Origin of the sequence: Bosea sp. (in: a-proteobacteria) (assembly GCF_023953965.1) — a bacterium.
In the GTDB taxonomy this organism is placed as follows: domain Bacteria; phylum Pseudomonadota; class Alphaproteobacteria; order Rhizobiales; family Beijerinckiaceae; genus Allobosea.
In genome coordinates, this window is the sequence record NZ_JAMLIX010000002.1 from 992,763 (window position 1) to 1,008,789 (window position 16,027).

Below are 16,027 nucleotides of genomic sequence, written 5' to 3' on the forward strand. Positions count from 1 at the left end.
TCGGGGCACGGCTTTCATCGATCTCGCACGGCTGTCATTCCGGGGCGCGCCTCAAGGCGCGAACCCGGAACCCACGACCGGGTGGAACATCTCATGCCGGGTTGTCGGCGGCTCACCCGGTCGTGGGTTCCGGGTTCCTCGCTGACGCGAAGCCCCGGAATGACGAGGTGGGAGCGCCTTTTCAAAGGTAGGAGCCCCTTTTCAGCGACAGGATTTCGTTAACCCTCGTGCAGGAAGCGGGCCGCCCCGATATTGACGAGAACAAAACATGAACTAATCTGAACCTATCAAGAACACAGGAGGTTCGCCATGACCATAACGCGCAAATTCGCCGCCGGCATTGCCGAGATCGCCTCGCTTTGCGTCTTCCTCGGCATGATCTGGCTGTGGGCTGCGATCCTCACCGGCCCGCATGTCTGATCGCGGCAGGAGCCATCCACAGATGCGGCGGCGGGCCCTCGACGCCGGAGCCGTCCCGGCGCCATAACGGACGGAACGGGCGGGCGAGTCGCGCCGCGGCGGGAGAGGGCTATGGGTCGCGAAGCTGGCGAGGGGCGCGTTCTCCCGAAGATCGGCTTCGTGCACCTGCACGTCCATTCGAGCTATTCGCTGCTCGAAGGCGCGATGACGATTTCCACCCTCGCCAAGCTCGCCGCCGCCGACGGCCAGCCGGCGCTGGCGCTGACCGACACCGACAATCTCTTCGGCGGTCTTGAATTCTCCGAGAAGCTCGCCGGGGCGGGCCTGCAGCCGATCGCCGGCGTCCAGCTCTCGGTCGATTTCGCCGACGAGGGCGAGGGCGGCCGCAAGCCGGCGCAAGCCCAGCGCCTGCCGCATATCGTCCTGCTCGCCATGGACGAGGCCGGCTACGGCAATCTGATGAAGCTCGTCAGCGAGGCGGCGCTGGCGACCGGCGGCGCCGGCCAGCCGGTGACGACGATCGAGCGCCTCTGCGCCCATCACGCCGGGCTGATCGCCCTGACCGGGGGGCCCTACGGGCCGGTCGACACGGCCTTGCGCGGCGGCCAGCTTCCGCTCGCGGCGGCGCGGCTCGCGACGCTGAAGGGCATCTATGGCGACCGGCTCTATGTCGAGATCCAGCGCCATGGCGCTGACGGCGAGGCGGCGCGGGAGGCTCATCTGCTGCGCCTCGCCTATGATGCCGAGTTGCCGGTCGTCGCGACCAACGAGCCCTTCTTCGCCAAGCCCGCCGATTTCGACGCCCATGACGCGCTCTTGGCGGTGGCGGAAGGGCGGCTCGTCTCGGATGGCGAGCGCCGCCGTGTTACGCCGGAGCATTACTTCGCCTCGCGCGCCGAGATGCAGAAGCGCTTCGCCGATTTGCCGGAGGCGCTGACGAACACGGTCGAGATCGCGATGCGCTGCCACTGGCGCGTGCTGCCGCGCAAGCCGATCCTGCCGCGCTTCGGCGAGGCGGGCCGCGACGAGGCCGAGGAGCTTCAGGCGCAGGCCCGCGCCGGCCTCCGCCAGCGCCTCGACAAGCACGGCCCGGCCGAGGGCTACAGCGTCGAAGATTACGAGAAGCGGCTCGATTTCGAGCTCATGATCATCACCCGGATGAAGTTTCCGGGCTATTTCCTGATCGTCTCGGACTTCATCAAATGGGCCAAGGCGAAGGATATCCCCGTCGGGCCCGGCCGCGGCTCGGGCGCGGGCTCGCTCGTCGCCTATGCGCTGACGATCACCGACGTCGACCCGCTGCGCTTCGGCCTGCTGTTCGAGCGCTTCCTCAATCCCGACCGCGTCTCGATGCCCGATTTCGACATCGATTTCTGCCAGAACCGGCGCGAAGAGGTGATCGAGTATGTGAAGCATCATTACGGGCAGGAGCGCGTCGCCCAGATCATCACCTTCGGCACGCTCCTGGCGCGCGGCGTGCTGCGCGATGTCGGCCGCGTGCTGGAGATGCCCTACGGCCAGGTCGACAAGCTGACCAAGCTGGTGCCGCAGAACCCGGCCAAGCCCATCTCGCTGAAGGATGCGATCGAGGGCGAGCCGAAGCTGCAATCGGCCGCCGCCGAGGAGCCGATCGTCGCCCGCCTCCTCGAAATTGGCCAGAAGCTGGAAGGGCTTCACCGCCATGCTTCGACTCACGCCGCAGGCGTGGTGATCGGCGACCGCCCGCTCGAGCAGCTCGTCGCGCTCTCGGTCGATCCGCGCACCGGCATGCGCGTCACCCAGTTCAACATGAAATGGGTCGAGCAGGCGGGGCTGGTGAAGTTCGACTTCCTCGGCCTCAAGACACTGACGACGCTGACCACGGCGGTGAAGCTGATCGCCCAGCGCGGCATCGCCATCGACCTCGCCAAATTGCCGTTCGACGACCCGCCGACCTACGCCATGCTGGCGCGCGGCGAGACGGTCGGCGTGTTCCAGGTGGAATCGGCCGGCATGCGCAAGGCGCTGGTCGAGATGAAGGCCGACCGGATCGAGGATCTGATCGCGCTGGTCGCGCTCTACCGGCCGGGGCCGATGGACAACATCCCGACCTATTGCCGCCGCAAGCTCGGGCTGGAGGAGCCGACATATCTCCACCCCGGCATGGAGCCCTATCTGCGCGAGACCCACGGCATCATCGTCTACCAGGAGCAGGTGATGCAGGTGGCGCAGGCGCTGTCCGGCTATTCGCTCGGCGAGGCGGACCTGCTGCGCCGCGCCATGGGCAAGAAGATCAAGGCCGAGATGGACGCCCAGCGCGACCGTTTCGTGAAGGGCGCGATCGAGGGCGGCATCAAGAAGGACATCGCCTCCGAGATCTTCGACCTCTTGGCGAAGTTCGCCGATTACGGCTTCAACAAGAGCCATGCGGCGGCCTATGCCATCGTCGCCTTCCAGACCGCCTATCTGAAGGCGAATTTCCCGGTCGAGTTCCTCGCCGCCTCGATGACGCTCGACATGGGCAACACCGACAAGCTCTCGGAATTCCGCCGCGACGCCGAGCGGCTCGGCATCAAGGTCGAGCGGCCGGCGATCAACCGCTCCGGCGTCGAGTTCGACGTCGCCGAGGGCAAGATCTTCTACGCGCTCGGCGCGATCAAGGGCGTCGGCCGGGCGGCGGTCGAGGCCTTGGTGGCGGCGCGCGCTGCGGGCGGCCCCTTCCGCGACCTCGCCGATCTCGCGCGGCGGATCGACACGAGGCTGGTCAACCGCCGCACGCTGGAGGCGTTGATCGCCGCAGGCTCCCTCGACGAGCTGGAGGAGGATCGGGCGCGGGCCATGGCCGCGATCGACGGCATGCTGGCCCTCTCGAACCGCACCCGCGACGAGGCCGCCGCCGGCCAGTTCGACCTGCTGGGCGGCGGCGTGGTGCAGGAAGCCTTCCGCATCCCGCAGGTCGAGCCCTGGGCGCCGGCCGAGAAGCTCAGGCGTGAGCACGAAGCGGTCGGCTTCTTCCTCTCCGGCCATCCGCTCGACGATTACGCCCAGGTGCTGAAGCGCCTGCGCGTGCAGCACTATGCCGATTTCGCCCGGACGGTGCGCGCCAACGGCACCGGCGTCGGCAAGGTCGCGGTCTCCGTCATCGACAAGTCGGAACGGCGGACCAAATCCGGCTCCAAGATGGGCATCGTCAATCTCTCGGACCCGAGCGGCCAGTTCGAGGCGGTGCTGTTCTCGGAAGGGTTGATGCGCCTGCGCGATCTGCTCGAGCCGGGCAGGGCGCTGGTCCTGCGCCTCTCGGCCGTGCTCGACGGCGAGGAGGCCAGGCCCCGCATCGAGGATGCCGAGGAGTTGGACGGCCTCGCCGCGCGCCAGAAGCAGGATCTCGTGGTCTATCTGCGTGACGACAGGGCGCTGACCTCGCTTGCCGAGCGGATTCGCCCGCGCGAGGCGCTGCGCGCCGAGGGCAAGGTCTCGGTCGTCATGATCATCGACGACGGCGCCCAGGAGGTCGAGATCGAATTGCCCGGCAGGTTCCCGGTCAACCAGCAGATCGCCAATGCCGTGCGCGCCGCGCCGGGCGTGGTCGAGGTGCGGCTGCAGTAGGGGCGCGGCAGCGCGGAACCACCTCCGTCATTCCGGGGCTTCGCCCGCCTCACGCCGCCGAGGAGAGCTGGGCCTGGACGCGGTCGCGGCCGAGCCGCTTGGCGCGATAGAGCGCTTCGTCGGCCTCGACCAGAAGGTCGTCGAGCTCCCGTCCGCCGAGCCCGGCCTCCGCCACGCCGATGCTGAGCGTCGGCCGCAGGCGGGCCTCGGCGAGGTCGGCGAGCTTGTCGCGGAAGGCGTGGCGGATGCGCTCGGCGACCCTCACCGCCTCCCGGACGCCGATATCGGGCAGGATGATCGCGAATTCGTCGCCGCCCTGCCGGGCCAGGATGTCGGTGCTGCGCAGCTCATCGCGCACGGCGGCGGCGAAGACGCGCAGGATCCGGTCGCCCGCCGCATGGCCGAGCGTGTCGTTGAGGCGCTTGAAGTGATCGATGTCGACGAGCAGCAGCGCCGCCCGCTGCTCGCCGTGCGTTTGTTGCGCCAGCCATTGCTCGAGCCCGGAGCGGTTCATGGCGCCGGTCAGCGGATCGCGCCTGGCCAGCGTCGCCAGCATCCGGTTGCTGCGCTCGGCCGAGAGCAGGAGCAGAGCCTGGCCTCTCAGGATGATGAAGGCGACGCCGCTGGCGGCGAGCCATCCGGTCGCGCCCGATTCCGCCGGAAACAGCGTGGTGCCGACCTGGTCCAGCGCCGCGAGCGCGATGCGCCCGGCATAGACCACGACGGTCGGCGCGAACAGGATGGCGAGGAGCCAGGCCGAACGCAGCCCTTCCTGCCGGCCGAGCCGGAGAGCCTCGCGCACGATCGCGGCGTCGCAGAGCGCCATTACCGTCGACACGACCATGACCCGCGTCGCATAGCCTTCCGGGCCGGGCGACAGCGAAAGCAGCGTCCAGGTTCCGAGCAGCACCACGCCGAAGCCGAACCAGTCGAGCCTGCGGCCGGCGAAATTCCGGATCCCGAAGAGCAGCAGCAGGCAGCCCGCCAACAGCGCGGTATTGGCGAATTCGATCGAGGCGATGTCGGGGATCGCGCCGCGCAACGCGGTGCCCAGCAGGCCGGTGCCGATGCACAGGCTGCTGACGCCCCACCAGACGGGGTTGCGGGTGAAGCGTCCGGTCGCGAAGGTCATCAGCTGCATCGCGCCGATGATGAAGCAGGTCAGCGCGCCGGTGACGAAGATCGTCCGCAGGTCGAGGATCACGCCGATTTCGAATTCCTCCGGCTGTTTGACGAGACAGGCGGGAACGCCAGCCTCCGCATGGGGGCGCGGAGGCGACGGCCTCTAGATATCCCCCATGACCTTTTACAACTCATTGATGCCGATTCCGCAACGGCACCTTGTGCGAAGGCGGCCTGATGGCGGCACCCGCCCCATGGGGCGGGCCGAATGCGGTTCTACGCGATTCGCGCCGGATCGGCCTCAAGGCCCGTGGGATTTTCCGAGCCACCGGCTTGCATTGCGCGGTCATCCCCTGTAAGGCGCAGGCCATTCCACATGGAGCGCATCGCCCCGTTTTCCGGGGCGTTCCGGTGACGCGGCAGCTTATGCCCTGTTCATTCGCGCTCCAGAGGCTCAACCGGAAGGACTAGAACACCATGGCTCTGCCCGATTTCTCCATGCGCCAGCTGCTCGAGGCCGGTGCCCATTTCGGCCACCAGTCGCATCGCTGGAACCCGAAGATGTCGCCCTATATCTTCGGCGTCCGCAACAACATTCACATCCTCGACCTGTCGCAGTCGGTGCCGATGCTGCACCGCGCGCTCCAGGCCGTGTCCGACACCGTCGCCCGCGGCGGCCGCGTCCTCTTCGTCGGCACCAAGCGCCAGGCGCAGGACGCCATCGCCGATGCGGCCAAGCGCTCGGCCCAGTATTATGTCAACTCCCGCTGGCTCGGCGGCATGCTGACCAACTGGAAGACCATCTCGGCCTCGATCCAGCGCCTGCGCAAGGTCGACGAACTGCTCAACGGCGGCGGTACGGGCCTCACCAAGAAGGAGCGCCTGATGCTGTCGCGCGAGCGCGACAAGCTCGAGAAGGCGCTCGGCGGCATCAAGGACATGGGCGGCACGCCCGACATGATCTTCGTGATCGACACCAACAAGGAACAGCTCGCGATCAAGGAGGCCCAGCGCCTCGGCATCCCGGTCGCCGCGATCGTCGATTCGAACTCGGACCCGGACGGCATCACCTTCCCGGTCCCGGCCAATGACGACGCCGGCCGCGCGATCCAGCTCTATTGCGACCTGATCGCCCGCTCGGCGATCGACGGCATCGGCCGCGCCTCGGGCGACCAGGGCATCGATGTCGGCGCGGCCGAAGCGCCGGTGGTCGAGGAAGCGCTGGAGCCGGCCGCAGCCGAGGGCCAGGTCTTCGAGGTGCTGACCGCCCCGCGCGGCGCGCCCGACGACCTGACCAAGCTTTCGGGCATGGGCCCCGACGCGGTGCAGAAGCTGAACGACGGCGGCATCTACCATTTCTGGCAGATCGCCGCGATGTCGCCGGCCGACGTCAGCAAGATCGACCACGACCTCAAGCTCGGCGGCAAGATCGACCGCGAGGGCTGGGTCGCCCAGGCCCGCGAGTTCGCCGACGCGTAATCCGCGCCGCGCTCCCGCTAGACGCTCGTCAGCGCCGACGGCCGGAAACGGAGCGTCGGCGTTGCCCCTTGAGGCGTCCGCACGATTTTCGATTTGCGCCCGGTCTCGGACCGGTGCCGCACCGACCATAAGGATCTGAGACCATGGCAGCGATCACCGCCGCACTCGTGAAGGAACTCCGCGACAAGACCGGCGCGGGCATGATGGACTGCAAGACCGCGCTCTCCGCCAATGACGGCAATCTCGAGGCCGCCATCGACTGGCTGCGCGCCAAGGGCCTCGCCAAGGCCGCCAAGAAGGCCGGCCGCGTCGCTGCCGAGGGCCTTGTCTCCGTCGCGGTGCAGGGCAATGAAGGCGTCGTCGTCGAGGTCAATTCCGAGACCGACTTCGTCGCGCGCAACCCCGAGTTCCAGGCGCTCGCCAAGACCATCGCCGATGTCGCGCTCGAGCGCGGCGGCGACGTCGAGGCGCTGCTCGGCCATCACTATCCCGGCGGCGGCAGTGTCCAGGAGGCGATCGCCAACGCCATCGCCACCATCGGCGAGAACATGACGCTGCGCCGCGTCGCCTCGCTCAAGGTCTCGTCCGGCCTGATCGGCTCCTATGTCCACGGCGCGATCACTGAGGGCCTCGGCAAGATCGGCGTCATCGTCGCGCTGGAGACCACGGCCAAGGGCGACGAGCTCGCCACGCTCGGCCGCCAGCTTGCCATGCATGTCGCGGCGACGAACCCGGTCGCGCTCGACCTCGCCTCGGTCGCGCCGGAGGTGCTGGAGCGCGAGAAGGCGATCCTGGCCGAGAAGAACGCCGGCAAGCCCGCCCATGTGCTCGAGAAGATCACCGAGAGCGGCCTGAAGAGCTATGCCAAGGAGAACTGCCTGCTCGAGCAGGCCTATGTCCATGACGGCTCGAAATCGGTCTCGCAGGTCCTCAAGGAGGCCGAGGGCAAGCTCGGCGCTGCCGTGAAGCTCACCGGCTTCGCCCGCTTCGCGCTCGGCGAGGGCATCGAGAAGGAGGAGCAGGATTTTGCGGCCGAGGTCGCCGCCGCCGCCGGCACCGCGGGCTGACAGGCTCCCGCATGAATGACAGAAAGGCCGCGCATCGCGCGGCCTTTTTTTTGTAAGGAAGGGAGGGCCGCGGCGAATCGCGTCCGGTCCCGGCTGAAGACGGAGAGACGATCGATGAGACCCCAACGCGTTCTCGTGAAGCTCTCCGGCGAAGCCCTTGCGGGACCTGTCGGAAACGGGCTCGACGGCGCCACGCTGACGGCGCTCGCCGCCGACATCGCCCATGCCTCGCATGAGGGCGTCGAGATCGGCATCGTCGTCGGCGGCGGCAATTTCTTCCGCGGCGTGCAGGGGCTCAACAAGGGGCTCGACCGCACCACCGCCGATTCGATCGGCATGCTCGGCACGGTGATGAACGCGCTGGCGCTGGAACATTCCATCGAGGCGGCCGGCGCCCCGGCGCGCGCCATGTCGGCGGTGCCGATGCCCTCGCTCTGCGAGAGCTACGCCCGCAAACGCGCCCTCGACCATCTCAGCAACGGCAAGGTCGTCATCCTCGGCGGTGGCACCGGCAACCCCTATTTCACCACCGACACCGGCGCTGCGCTGCGCGCGGCCGAGCTCGGCTGCAGCCATCTGCTCAAGGCGACGCAGGTCGACGGCGTCTACAGCGCCGACCCGAAGAAGGACCCGGCCGCGACCCGCTACGACACTTTGACCCATGCGGACGCCATCAGGCGCGACCTCAAGGTGATGGACACCGCCGCCTTCGCGCTCGCCCGCGACGCGAGCCTGACCATCGTCGTGTTCTCGATCGCCGAGCCCGGCATGCTCGCCGCCGTGCTGCGCGGCGAGGGCAGGGCGACCTATGTGACGCCCTGAGGGCCGCTTTTCCCTTGCCCGGCGCGAGGGAAAGTGCTGTTCGAGGATGTCGGCTTGACCCTGGGCGGCCCCGCCGCCATGGTCGCGCCGGTTTTCGCTTCTCTGCAAGGTCCCGATTGAAATGGCCCAGACGACGTTCGACCTCGCCGACATCAAGCGCCGCATGGCCGGTGCGGTGCAGTCCTTCAAGGGGGATCTCGCCTCGCTGCGCTCCGGTCGCGCCTCCGCCAACATGCTCGACCCGATCCAGGTCGAAGCCTATGGCGCGCGCACGCCGCTGAGCCAGCTCGCGACCGTCTCCGTGCCGGAGCCGCGCCTGCTCTCGGTCCAGGTCTGGGACCGCTCGATGGTGCAGGCGGTCGACAGGGCGGTGCGCGAATCCGATCTCGGCCTCAACCCGCAGACGGAAGGGCAAGTGCTGCGCATCCGCATCCCGGAGCTGAACGAGCAGCGCCGCAAGGAGATGGTCAAGGTCGCGCATAAATATGCCGAGGAGGCCAAGGTCGCGGTGCGCCATGTCCGCCGCGACGGCATCGACGTCGTCAAGAAGCTCGAGAAGGACGGCGACCTGACCAAGGACGACGCCGCCCGCAACACCGACCTTGTCCAGAAGGCGACCGATCAGCATATCGTGGAGATCGACCAGGCGCTGGCGGCGAAGGAAAAGGAAATCCTGCACGTCTGAAGCGTCCGCGCGGGCGCTCCCCGCGCTCCGCCGAGCGAGGCTCATCCGCATGTCATCCGGTCAGCGCGACGTAAAGCCGTCCAACCCGGCCCATGTCGCCATCATCATGGACGGCAATGGACGCTGGGCGCAGAAGCGCGGGCTGCCGCGGCAGGAAGGCCATCGCCGCGGGCTGGAGGCGCTCAGGCGCACGGTGCGCAACGCCAGCGACCTCGGCATCCGGGTCCTGACGCTCTACTCGTTCTCGACCGAGAACTGGCGCCGCCCCTCGGCTGAAGTCTCCTTCCTGATGGGGCTGCTCAGGCATTTCGTCGAGAAGGACCTCGCCGAGCTTTCGGCCGCCAATGTCAGGGTCCGCATCATCGGCAGCCGGGACGATCTCGCGCCCGATCTGCGCCGCCTCGTCGAGCATGCCGAGGCGGTGACCCGCGACAATGCCGGCCTCGTTCTGGTGATCGCCTTCAACTACGGCTCCCGCGACGAGATCGCCCGCGCCGCACGCCGGCTCGCGGCCGATGCGGCGGCGGGCCTGATCGACCCCGCCGCGATCGACGAGGCCGAGATCGCGCGCCGCCTCGACACGCACGACCTGCCCGATCCCGAACTGGTCATCCGCACCTCGGGAGAGACGCGCATCTCGAATTTCCTGCTCTGGCAGGCGGCCTATGCCGAATTCATCTTCGCCCCGGTGATGTGGCCGGATTTCGACCGGGCCGCCTTCGAGGAGGCCCTGGCCGAGTACCGCCGGCGCGAGCGGCGTTTCGGCGGCCTCGGCGCCCCCTCCGACCGCAGCGTGGGCGTGGCGTGAGCGAGCTGAAGCTCAGGATCGCCTCCGCGCTGGTGCTCGGCGCGCTGGTTCTCCTGGTCACGCTCTGGGGCGACTGGCCGTTCCGGCTGGTCTGGATCCTGGTCGCGGGCCTGGCCGCCTATGAATGGCTCGCGATCGTCGGCCGCGGCAACGCGATCCCCGCCGGCATCGCCGTGGTCGTTGCCGGGCTTGCGCTGAGCTTCTCCCCGGCGAGCCCGGCGGCCCTTGCCGGCACGGCCGCGGCCGCCGCCCTTCTCGGCGCGCTGACGACGCCCTTCGCGCGCTCGCGGCTGGCGCTCGAGCTCTGCGGCGTGGCCTATGCGATGGCCTTCGCGCTGGTCACGCCGGCGCTGCGCGACCTTCCCGGCATCGGCCTGTCGCTGATCCTGTGGAGCTTCGCCGTCGTCTGGCTCACCGACATCGCCGCCTACTTCACCGGGCGCAGCCTCGGCGGCCCGAAGCTGATGCCGGCCGTCAGCCCGAAGAAAACCTGGTCGGGCGCGCTCGGCGGCGCGCTCGCGGGGATGCTCGGCGGCTATCTCGTCTGGTGGCTGGTGCCGGCCCTGCAGGCGATGACGGCGGCCGGGCCGGTGGTCGCGGCCTCCTTCGCCGGCTCGGTCGTCAGCCAGGCGGGCGACCTGTTCGAATCCGCCTTGAAGCGCCGCTTCGGCGTCAAGGATTCGAGCAAGCTGATCCCCGGCCATGGCGGCTTCCTCGACCGGCTCGACGGGTATTGGGCGGTGATGGTGCTGGCCGGCTTCGTGCTGTTTGCCCTGCATCTCGACGTTTGAGGCCGGTGGCCTCGCGGCCGACCGAACCGTCATTGACCAAGTTTCAAGGCGGCGGGCCGCCTCGCTCTTGTCGCAAGCCCGGTTCACTGTCACCTAGGGCTGTGTTGGGACCGTAGGGGATCATTCGATGGAATTCGCGGCGTCGCTCTGGAACAGCGGGCATTTCCTGCTCGGCTATCTGCTGCCGTTCCTGTTCGTCCTGACGCTCGTCGTCTTCGTCCACGAGCTCGGGCATTTCCTGGTCGGCCGCTGGTGCGGGGTCGACGTCAAGACCTTCTCCATCGGCTTCGGCCGCGAGATCTTCGGCTTCGACGACCGGCACGGCACGCGCTGGCGCTTCGCGCTCATACCGCTCGGCGGCTACGTCAAGTTCTCGGGCGATGCCGATGCCGCGAGCGCGCCCGACGATGCCGCTGTCGAGCGCATGTCGGCGCAGGAGCGCGCGCGCTCCTTTCCGGAGCAGTCGCTGGGCGAGCGCGCGGCGATCGTCGCCGCCGGCCCGGTCGCGAATTTCCTGCTGGCGATCCTGATCTTCGCCGGCTCCGTCTTCTTCTTCGGCAAGCAGGTGCTCGTTCCGCGCGTCGATGCCATCGTCGCCGGCAGCGCGGCCGAGCGGGCCGGGCTGAAGGCGGGCGACCTCGTGATCGCCGTCGACGGCGAGCCGGTCCTGAGCTTCGCCGACATGCAGCGCATCGTCTCGACCCGGCCCGAGGAGCGCCTCGAGGTCTCGGTGGAGCGTGACGGCGGCACGCTGATCCTGCCGGTGACGCCCGCGCTCACCGAGATGAAGACCGCGTTCGGCACGCAACGCATCGGCGTGATCGGCATCAAGGCCTCGCCGCGCCCGGAGGATTGGAAGCTCCAGCGATTCGGCCCGGCCGAGTCCGTCAGGGCCGGCTTCACCGAGACCTGGTTCGTGGTGACGCGGACCTACGACTATGTCGCCAAGCTGCTGACGGGGCGCGAATCCACCGATCAGCTCTCCGGTCCGATTCGGATCGCCCAGGTCTCCGGCGTCGTCGCCTCGAGCGGCGGGCTGATCGGGCTGCTCAATCTCGCCGCGATCCTCTCGGTCTCGATCGGGCTGATGAATCTCGTGCCGATCCCCATGCTCGATGGCGGGCACCTGCTGTTCTATCTCTACGAGGGCGTGCGCGGCCGGCCGCTGAGCCCGCGCGCGCAGGAGATCGGCTTCCGGCTCGGCCTGGCGCTGGTCCTGATGCTGATGCTGTTCGTGACCTGGAACGACATTGTCCACGTCCGCGCCATGCTCTAAAGAGCGGCACCGGCGCCGCGCCTTGCGAAGGAAAGACAGCGGGCTTGCGTGGCCCGCCGGCAACGAGCTTTCCAAAAACGCTTTATTAACGATGATCGCGGTTTGCACCCCGCCGGAAACTTTGTAGAAGCGATTGAACCGCAAATGTCCCCGTGCTGCCGTCGCGAGACGGCGGTCCCCGTTCGGGGTGGTGACCAGAGAGATGGAATAGGCGACCTGATGACGTCGACCCAAAAGAGCCGGACGACCAGGATGCGGCTCTCTCGATCGATCGGACTTTCGGCTTTGATGCTGGCCGTGAGTGGTGGCGTGGCGTTCGCGCAGGCCGTGGTTGTCCAGGGCAACCAGCGGGTCGATGCGGAGACGATCCGCTCCTATGCCGTCGGTCGCGAGAATCCGCAGGAGATCCGCGAGAGCCTGCTGGCGACGGGGCTGTTCAGCAATGTGCAGGTCAACCGCCGCGGCGGCCAGACCGTGATTTCCGTCAGGGAGCAGGGCGGTACGGTCAACCGCGTCGCCTTCGAGGGCAATCGCAAGCTGAAGGGCGAGCAACTCGGCCAGATCGTGCAATCGCGCTCCGGCGGGCCGATCAGCCAGGCGCTGATCGATTCCGATGTCGAGCGCCTGCGCGAAGCCTATCGCCGGGCCGGCTATGGCCTGTCCTCGGTCTCGGGCCGCATCGCGCCGCTGCCGAACGGCCGCCAGGACATCGTCTTCACCATCAACGAGAGCGGCAAGACCGGCATCAAGTCGATCAATTTCAGCGGCAACCACGCCTATTCGGCCGGGCGCCTGCGCGGGCTGATGAGCTCGACGGAATCGAACTTCCTGAGCTGGATCAAGACCTCCGACGTCTATGACCCCGACCGGATCAATTCCGATCTCGACCTCATCCGTCGCTTCTATCTGAAGAACGGCTATGCCGATTTCCAGATCGTCAACAGCGCCGCACGCTTCGACGAGGCGGCCGGCGGCTGGGTCGTCGACATCGTTGTCGAGGAAGGGCCGCGCTACCAGATCGGCAATGTCTCGGTCGATTCCGCGCTGAGCGACGTCGATGCCGCCGCCCTTCAGCGCTATGTCGCGACCGGGACGGGCGACACCTACAATGCCGAGGCGGTCGAGAAGTCGCTGGTCGCGCTCACGACCGAGGTGGCGCGCCGCGGCCACCCCTTCGCCCAGGTGCGCCCGCGCGGCGACCGCGACGCCGCGGGCAACCAGATCGGCATCACCTATATCGTCGACGAGGGGCCGCGCGTTTATGTCGAGCGCATCAACGTGCGCGGCAACACCCGCACCCGCGACTATGTCGTGCGCCGCGAGCTCGATCTCGGCGAGGGCGACGCCTACAACAAGGTCATGGTCGACCGGGCCGAGCGCCGGCTGAACAATCTCGGCTTCTTCAGCAAGGTCCGCATCACCAACGAGCCCGGCTCCGCGCCGGATCGCGTGGTCGTCAACATCGATGTCGAGGACAAGGCGACCGGCTCCTTCTCGATCGCCGGCGGCTACTCGACCGCGGACGGCGTCATCGGCGAGGTCTCGCTGTCGGAAGCGAACTTCCTCGGCCGCGGCCAGTTCGTCCGCATCGCCGGCACGATGGGCGAGCGGACGCAGGGCATCGATTTCTCCTTCACCGAGCCCTATTTCCTGGGCTATCGCGTGGCGGCGGGCATCGACCTGTTCTCGAAGTTCAACGACAACTACAACACCGGCCGCTTCGAGAGCCGCGTCACCGGCGGACAGGTGCGTTTCACCTTCCCGATCACGGAAGAATTCTCGATCACGCCGCGCTATTCGATCTACCAGACCGAGATCGACATCCCGAACACGACCAGCCGGCCCTATAACGACTGTAGCCGTCCGATACCCGGCATCACGCCGACGCCGGGTGACGCCGTGTTCAATTGCGTGAGCAACGGCGAGGCGACGGTGGCGGTCAAGGAGGCGCAGGGCAAGACCCTGACCTCGCTCGTCGGCCTGAACTTCAACTACAACTCGCTCGACAACGTCCGTATGCCGCGCAACGGCTTCTCGGCCGAGCTGAAGCCGGAATTCGCCGGGCTCGGCGGCGATTCGAAGTTCTTCCGCATCTCTGCGGATGCCCGCTATTACCGCGAGATCTTCGACGACGTCGTCGGCATGCTCCGCTTCCAGGGTGGCCATGTCCAGGCGACCAGCGGCAATCTGCGCATGGTCGATCACTACTTCCTCGGCCCGTCGCTGGTGCGCGGTTTCTCGCCCTCCGGCATCGGCCCGCGCGACGTGCTGAACGATCCCACGGCGAACGCGGTCGGCGGCACCACCTATTTCGGCGGCACGCTCGAGGTGCAGTTCCCGATCTTCGGTCTGCCGCGCGATCTCGGCCTGCGCGGCGCGGTCTTCCTCGATGCCGGCACGCTGTTCAACTATGACGGCGGCTCGAAGGCGGTGGCCTATGCCTGCCCGGCCGGCTCGGAAGCGCGCCAGTACAATGTCCTGACCGGCGGCGGGCTTTTCGGCCAGTCGAACATCGGCTGTATCCGCGACAAGAACACCCTGCGGTCTTCGGTGGGCGCGAGCCTGCTCTGGCAGTCGCCGCTGGGACCGATCCGGTTCGACTATGCCTACGCCCTGACCAAGGACGACGGCCAGATCGGCGTCGACCCGCGGACCGGCCTGGTCGCCAAGTACGGCGGCGACCGCCTCCAGGCGTTCCGCTTCTCGGGCGGCACCAGCTTCTGAGGCGGCGGGGCTATAAGCCCCGCTCCGGACCCGATCATGGCAGAACCCGTTTTCTTTCCGGTCGCGACCTCGCTCACCTTCGGCGAGGTCGCAAGCCTTTCAGGCAGTGCCTTGCCGCAGGGCGTGGATCCCGCCCGCCGGCTCGACGGCGTCGCCCCTCTGGAAACGGCGGGCCCGGCCGACCTCGCCTATATGGACAATCCGAAATACGCCCAGGCCCTCGCCGCCACCAAGGCGGGGCTGTGCCTGGTTTCGCCGCGCTTTGCCGAGCGCGTCCCGGCCGGAACGGCAGCCCTCGTCACGCCGACGCCGTATCATGCCTTCGCCGGGGTGATGGCGCGCTGCTTTCCGAACGCGCTGAAGCCTGAATCCGTCTTCGCCTCGCAGGGCGTCGCGCCGGGCGCCGTGGTCCATGCCACCGCCGTGCTCGAGGCGGGCGTGACCGTCGATCCCGGCGCGGTCATCGGGCCGGGCGCCGAGATCGGCGCCGGCACGGTCGTGGCGTCGCATGCGGTCATCGGCCCGCAGGTCAGGATCGGGCGCAACTGCGCGATCGGGGCCGGCAGCACGATCCAGGCCTCGCTGATCGGAAACCGCGTCATCATCCACCCCGGCGCGCGCATCGGACAGGACGGATTCGGCTTCGCGATGGGCCCGAAGGGGCACATGAAGGTGCCGCAGATCGGCCGCGTCATCATCCAGGACGATGTCGAGATCGGCGCCAACAGCACGATCGACCGCGGTGCCAGCCGCGATACGGTGATCGGCGAGGGCACCAAGATCGATAACCTCGTCCAGATCGGCCATAACTGCGTGATCGGGCGCCATTGCGTGATCTGCGCGCAGACCGGGCTCGCCGGCTCCTCCACGCTGGAGGATTTCGTGGTGCTCGGCGGCCAGGTCGGTCTCGCAGGCCATCTCGTCATCGGCGCCGGCGCGCAGGTCGCGGCCCAAAGCGGCGTCGCCGGCGATATCCCGCGCGGCGCCCGCTTCGGCGGCTACCCGGCCCAGCCCGCGCTCGGCTGGGCGCGCGAGACGGCCCTGCTCAAGACGCTGGTGGCGAACCGGGGCAAGAAGCCGGACACGGCACGCGATTGAGCGGCGCGGAGGCTGTTTTCCAGTCCGGATGCCGAGAATTGTCTTGCCGAGTCCGCCGCCTTTCCGGCAAAGCGGCGGAGGGCTTGGAGCATCGGACCGGAAAGCGGCATTCACTTTCTGACGAATAAGGCAAGGCGCTGCCCGAGGGAC

At 68.1% G+C, this 16,027-nt stretch carries 11 protein-coding genes; 10 read left to right on the forward strand and 1 reads right to left on the reverse strand.

Going from position 1 to position 16,027, the window contains the following annotated elements; genetic code table 11:
* Nucleotides 1-531 precede the first annotated feature (531 nt).
* Nucleotides 532-4,005 (forward strand): DNA polymerase III subunit alpha, encoded by a 3,474-nt coding sequence (dnaE, locus tag M9917_RS19820; protein WP_297256612.1) that lies wholly within the window; start codon nt 532-534, stop codon nt 4,003-4,005.
* A 49-nt stretch (nt 4,006-4,054) separates the two neighbouring features.
* Here the strand turns inward: dnaE and M9917_RS19825 are convergent, their stop codons facing one another.
* Nucleotides 4,055-5,209, reverse strand: a complete 1,155-nt coding sequence (locus tag M9917_RS19825) for a GGDEF domain-containing protein (RefSeq protein WP_297256613.1) — start codon at nt 5,207-5,209, stop codon at nt 4,055-4,057.
* A gap of 395 nt (nt 5,210-5,604) precedes the next feature.
* On the opposite strand from M9917_RS19825, the gene M9917_RS19830 reads away from it, so the two are divergent.
* The 9 genes from M9917_RS19830 to lpxD all read left to right on the forward strand — a co-directional run bounded on the left by M9917_RS19830 (nt 5,605) and on the right by lpxD (nt 15,877).
* Nucleotides 5,605-6,606 carry a 30S ribosomal protein S2 gene (locus M9917_RS19830; RefSeq protein WP_297256615.1) on the forward strand — a complete coding sequence of 334 codons (1,002 nt, stop codon included), beginning with the start codon at nt 5,605-5,607 and terminating at the stop codon, nt 6,604-6,606.
* A 143-nt stretch (nt 6,607-6,749) separates the two neighbouring features.
* On the forward strand, nt 6,750-7,673 hold the full coding sequence (gene tsf / locus M9917_RS19835; protein WP_297256617.1) for a translation elongation factor Ts: 924 nt from the start codon (nt 6,750-6,752) through the stop codon (nt 7,671-7,673).
* A gap of 114 nt (nt 7,674-7,787) precedes the next feature.
* Nucleotides 7,788-8,495, forward strand: coding sequence for a UMP kinase (gene pyrH / locus M9917_RS19840; RefSeq protein WP_297256619.1), 708 nt, complete (start codon nt 7,788-7,790; stop codon nt 8,493-8,495).
* Nucleotides 8,496-8,616: 121 nt separating this feature from the next.
* Nucleotides 8,617-9,180 carry a ribosome recycling factor gene (frr, locus tag M9917_RS19845; RefSeq protein WP_297256621.1) on the forward strand — a complete coding sequence of 188 codons (564 nt, stop codon included), beginning with the start codon at nt 8,617-8,619 and terminating at the stop codon, nt 9,178-9,180.
* Between the two features lie 49 nt (nt 9,181-9,229).
* Entirely contained in the window at nt 9,230-9,988 is a 759-nt protein-coding gene (locus M9917_RS19850; protein ID WP_297256623.1) for an isoprenyl transferase, read from the forward strand.
* Entirely contained in the window at nt 9,985-10,779 is a 795-nt protein-coding gene (locus M9917_RS19855; protein WP_297256624.1) for a phosphatidate cytidylyltransferase, read from the forward strand. The genes M9917_RS19850 and M9917_RS19855 overlap by 4 nt, the downstream gene beginning before the upstream one ends.
* Before the next feature lie 127 nt (nt 10,780-10,906).
* Nucleotides 10,907-12,055, forward strand: coding sequence for an RIP metalloprotease RseP (gene rseP / locus M9917_RS19860; RefSeq protein ID WP_297256625.1), 1,149 nt, complete (start codon nt 10,907-10,909; stop codon nt 12,053-12,055).
* Between the two features lie 216 nt (nt 12,056-12,271).
* On the forward strand, nt 12,272-14,779 hold the full coding sequence (gene bamA / locus M9917_RS19865; RefSeq protein ID WP_465246405.1) for an outer membrane protein assembly factor BamA: 2,508 nt from the start codon (nt 12,272-12,274) through the stop codon (nt 14,777-14,779).
* A gap of 36 nt (nt 14,780-14,815) precedes the next feature.
* Complete coding sequence (gene lpxD / locus M9917_RS19870; protein ID WP_297256629.1) at nt 14,816-15,877, forward strand: UDP-3-O-(3-hydroxymyristoyl)glucosamine N-acyltransferase; 1,062 nt, start codon at nt 14,816-14,818, stop codon at nt 15,875-15,877.
* Nucleotides 15,878-16,027 lie beyond the last annotated feature (150 nt).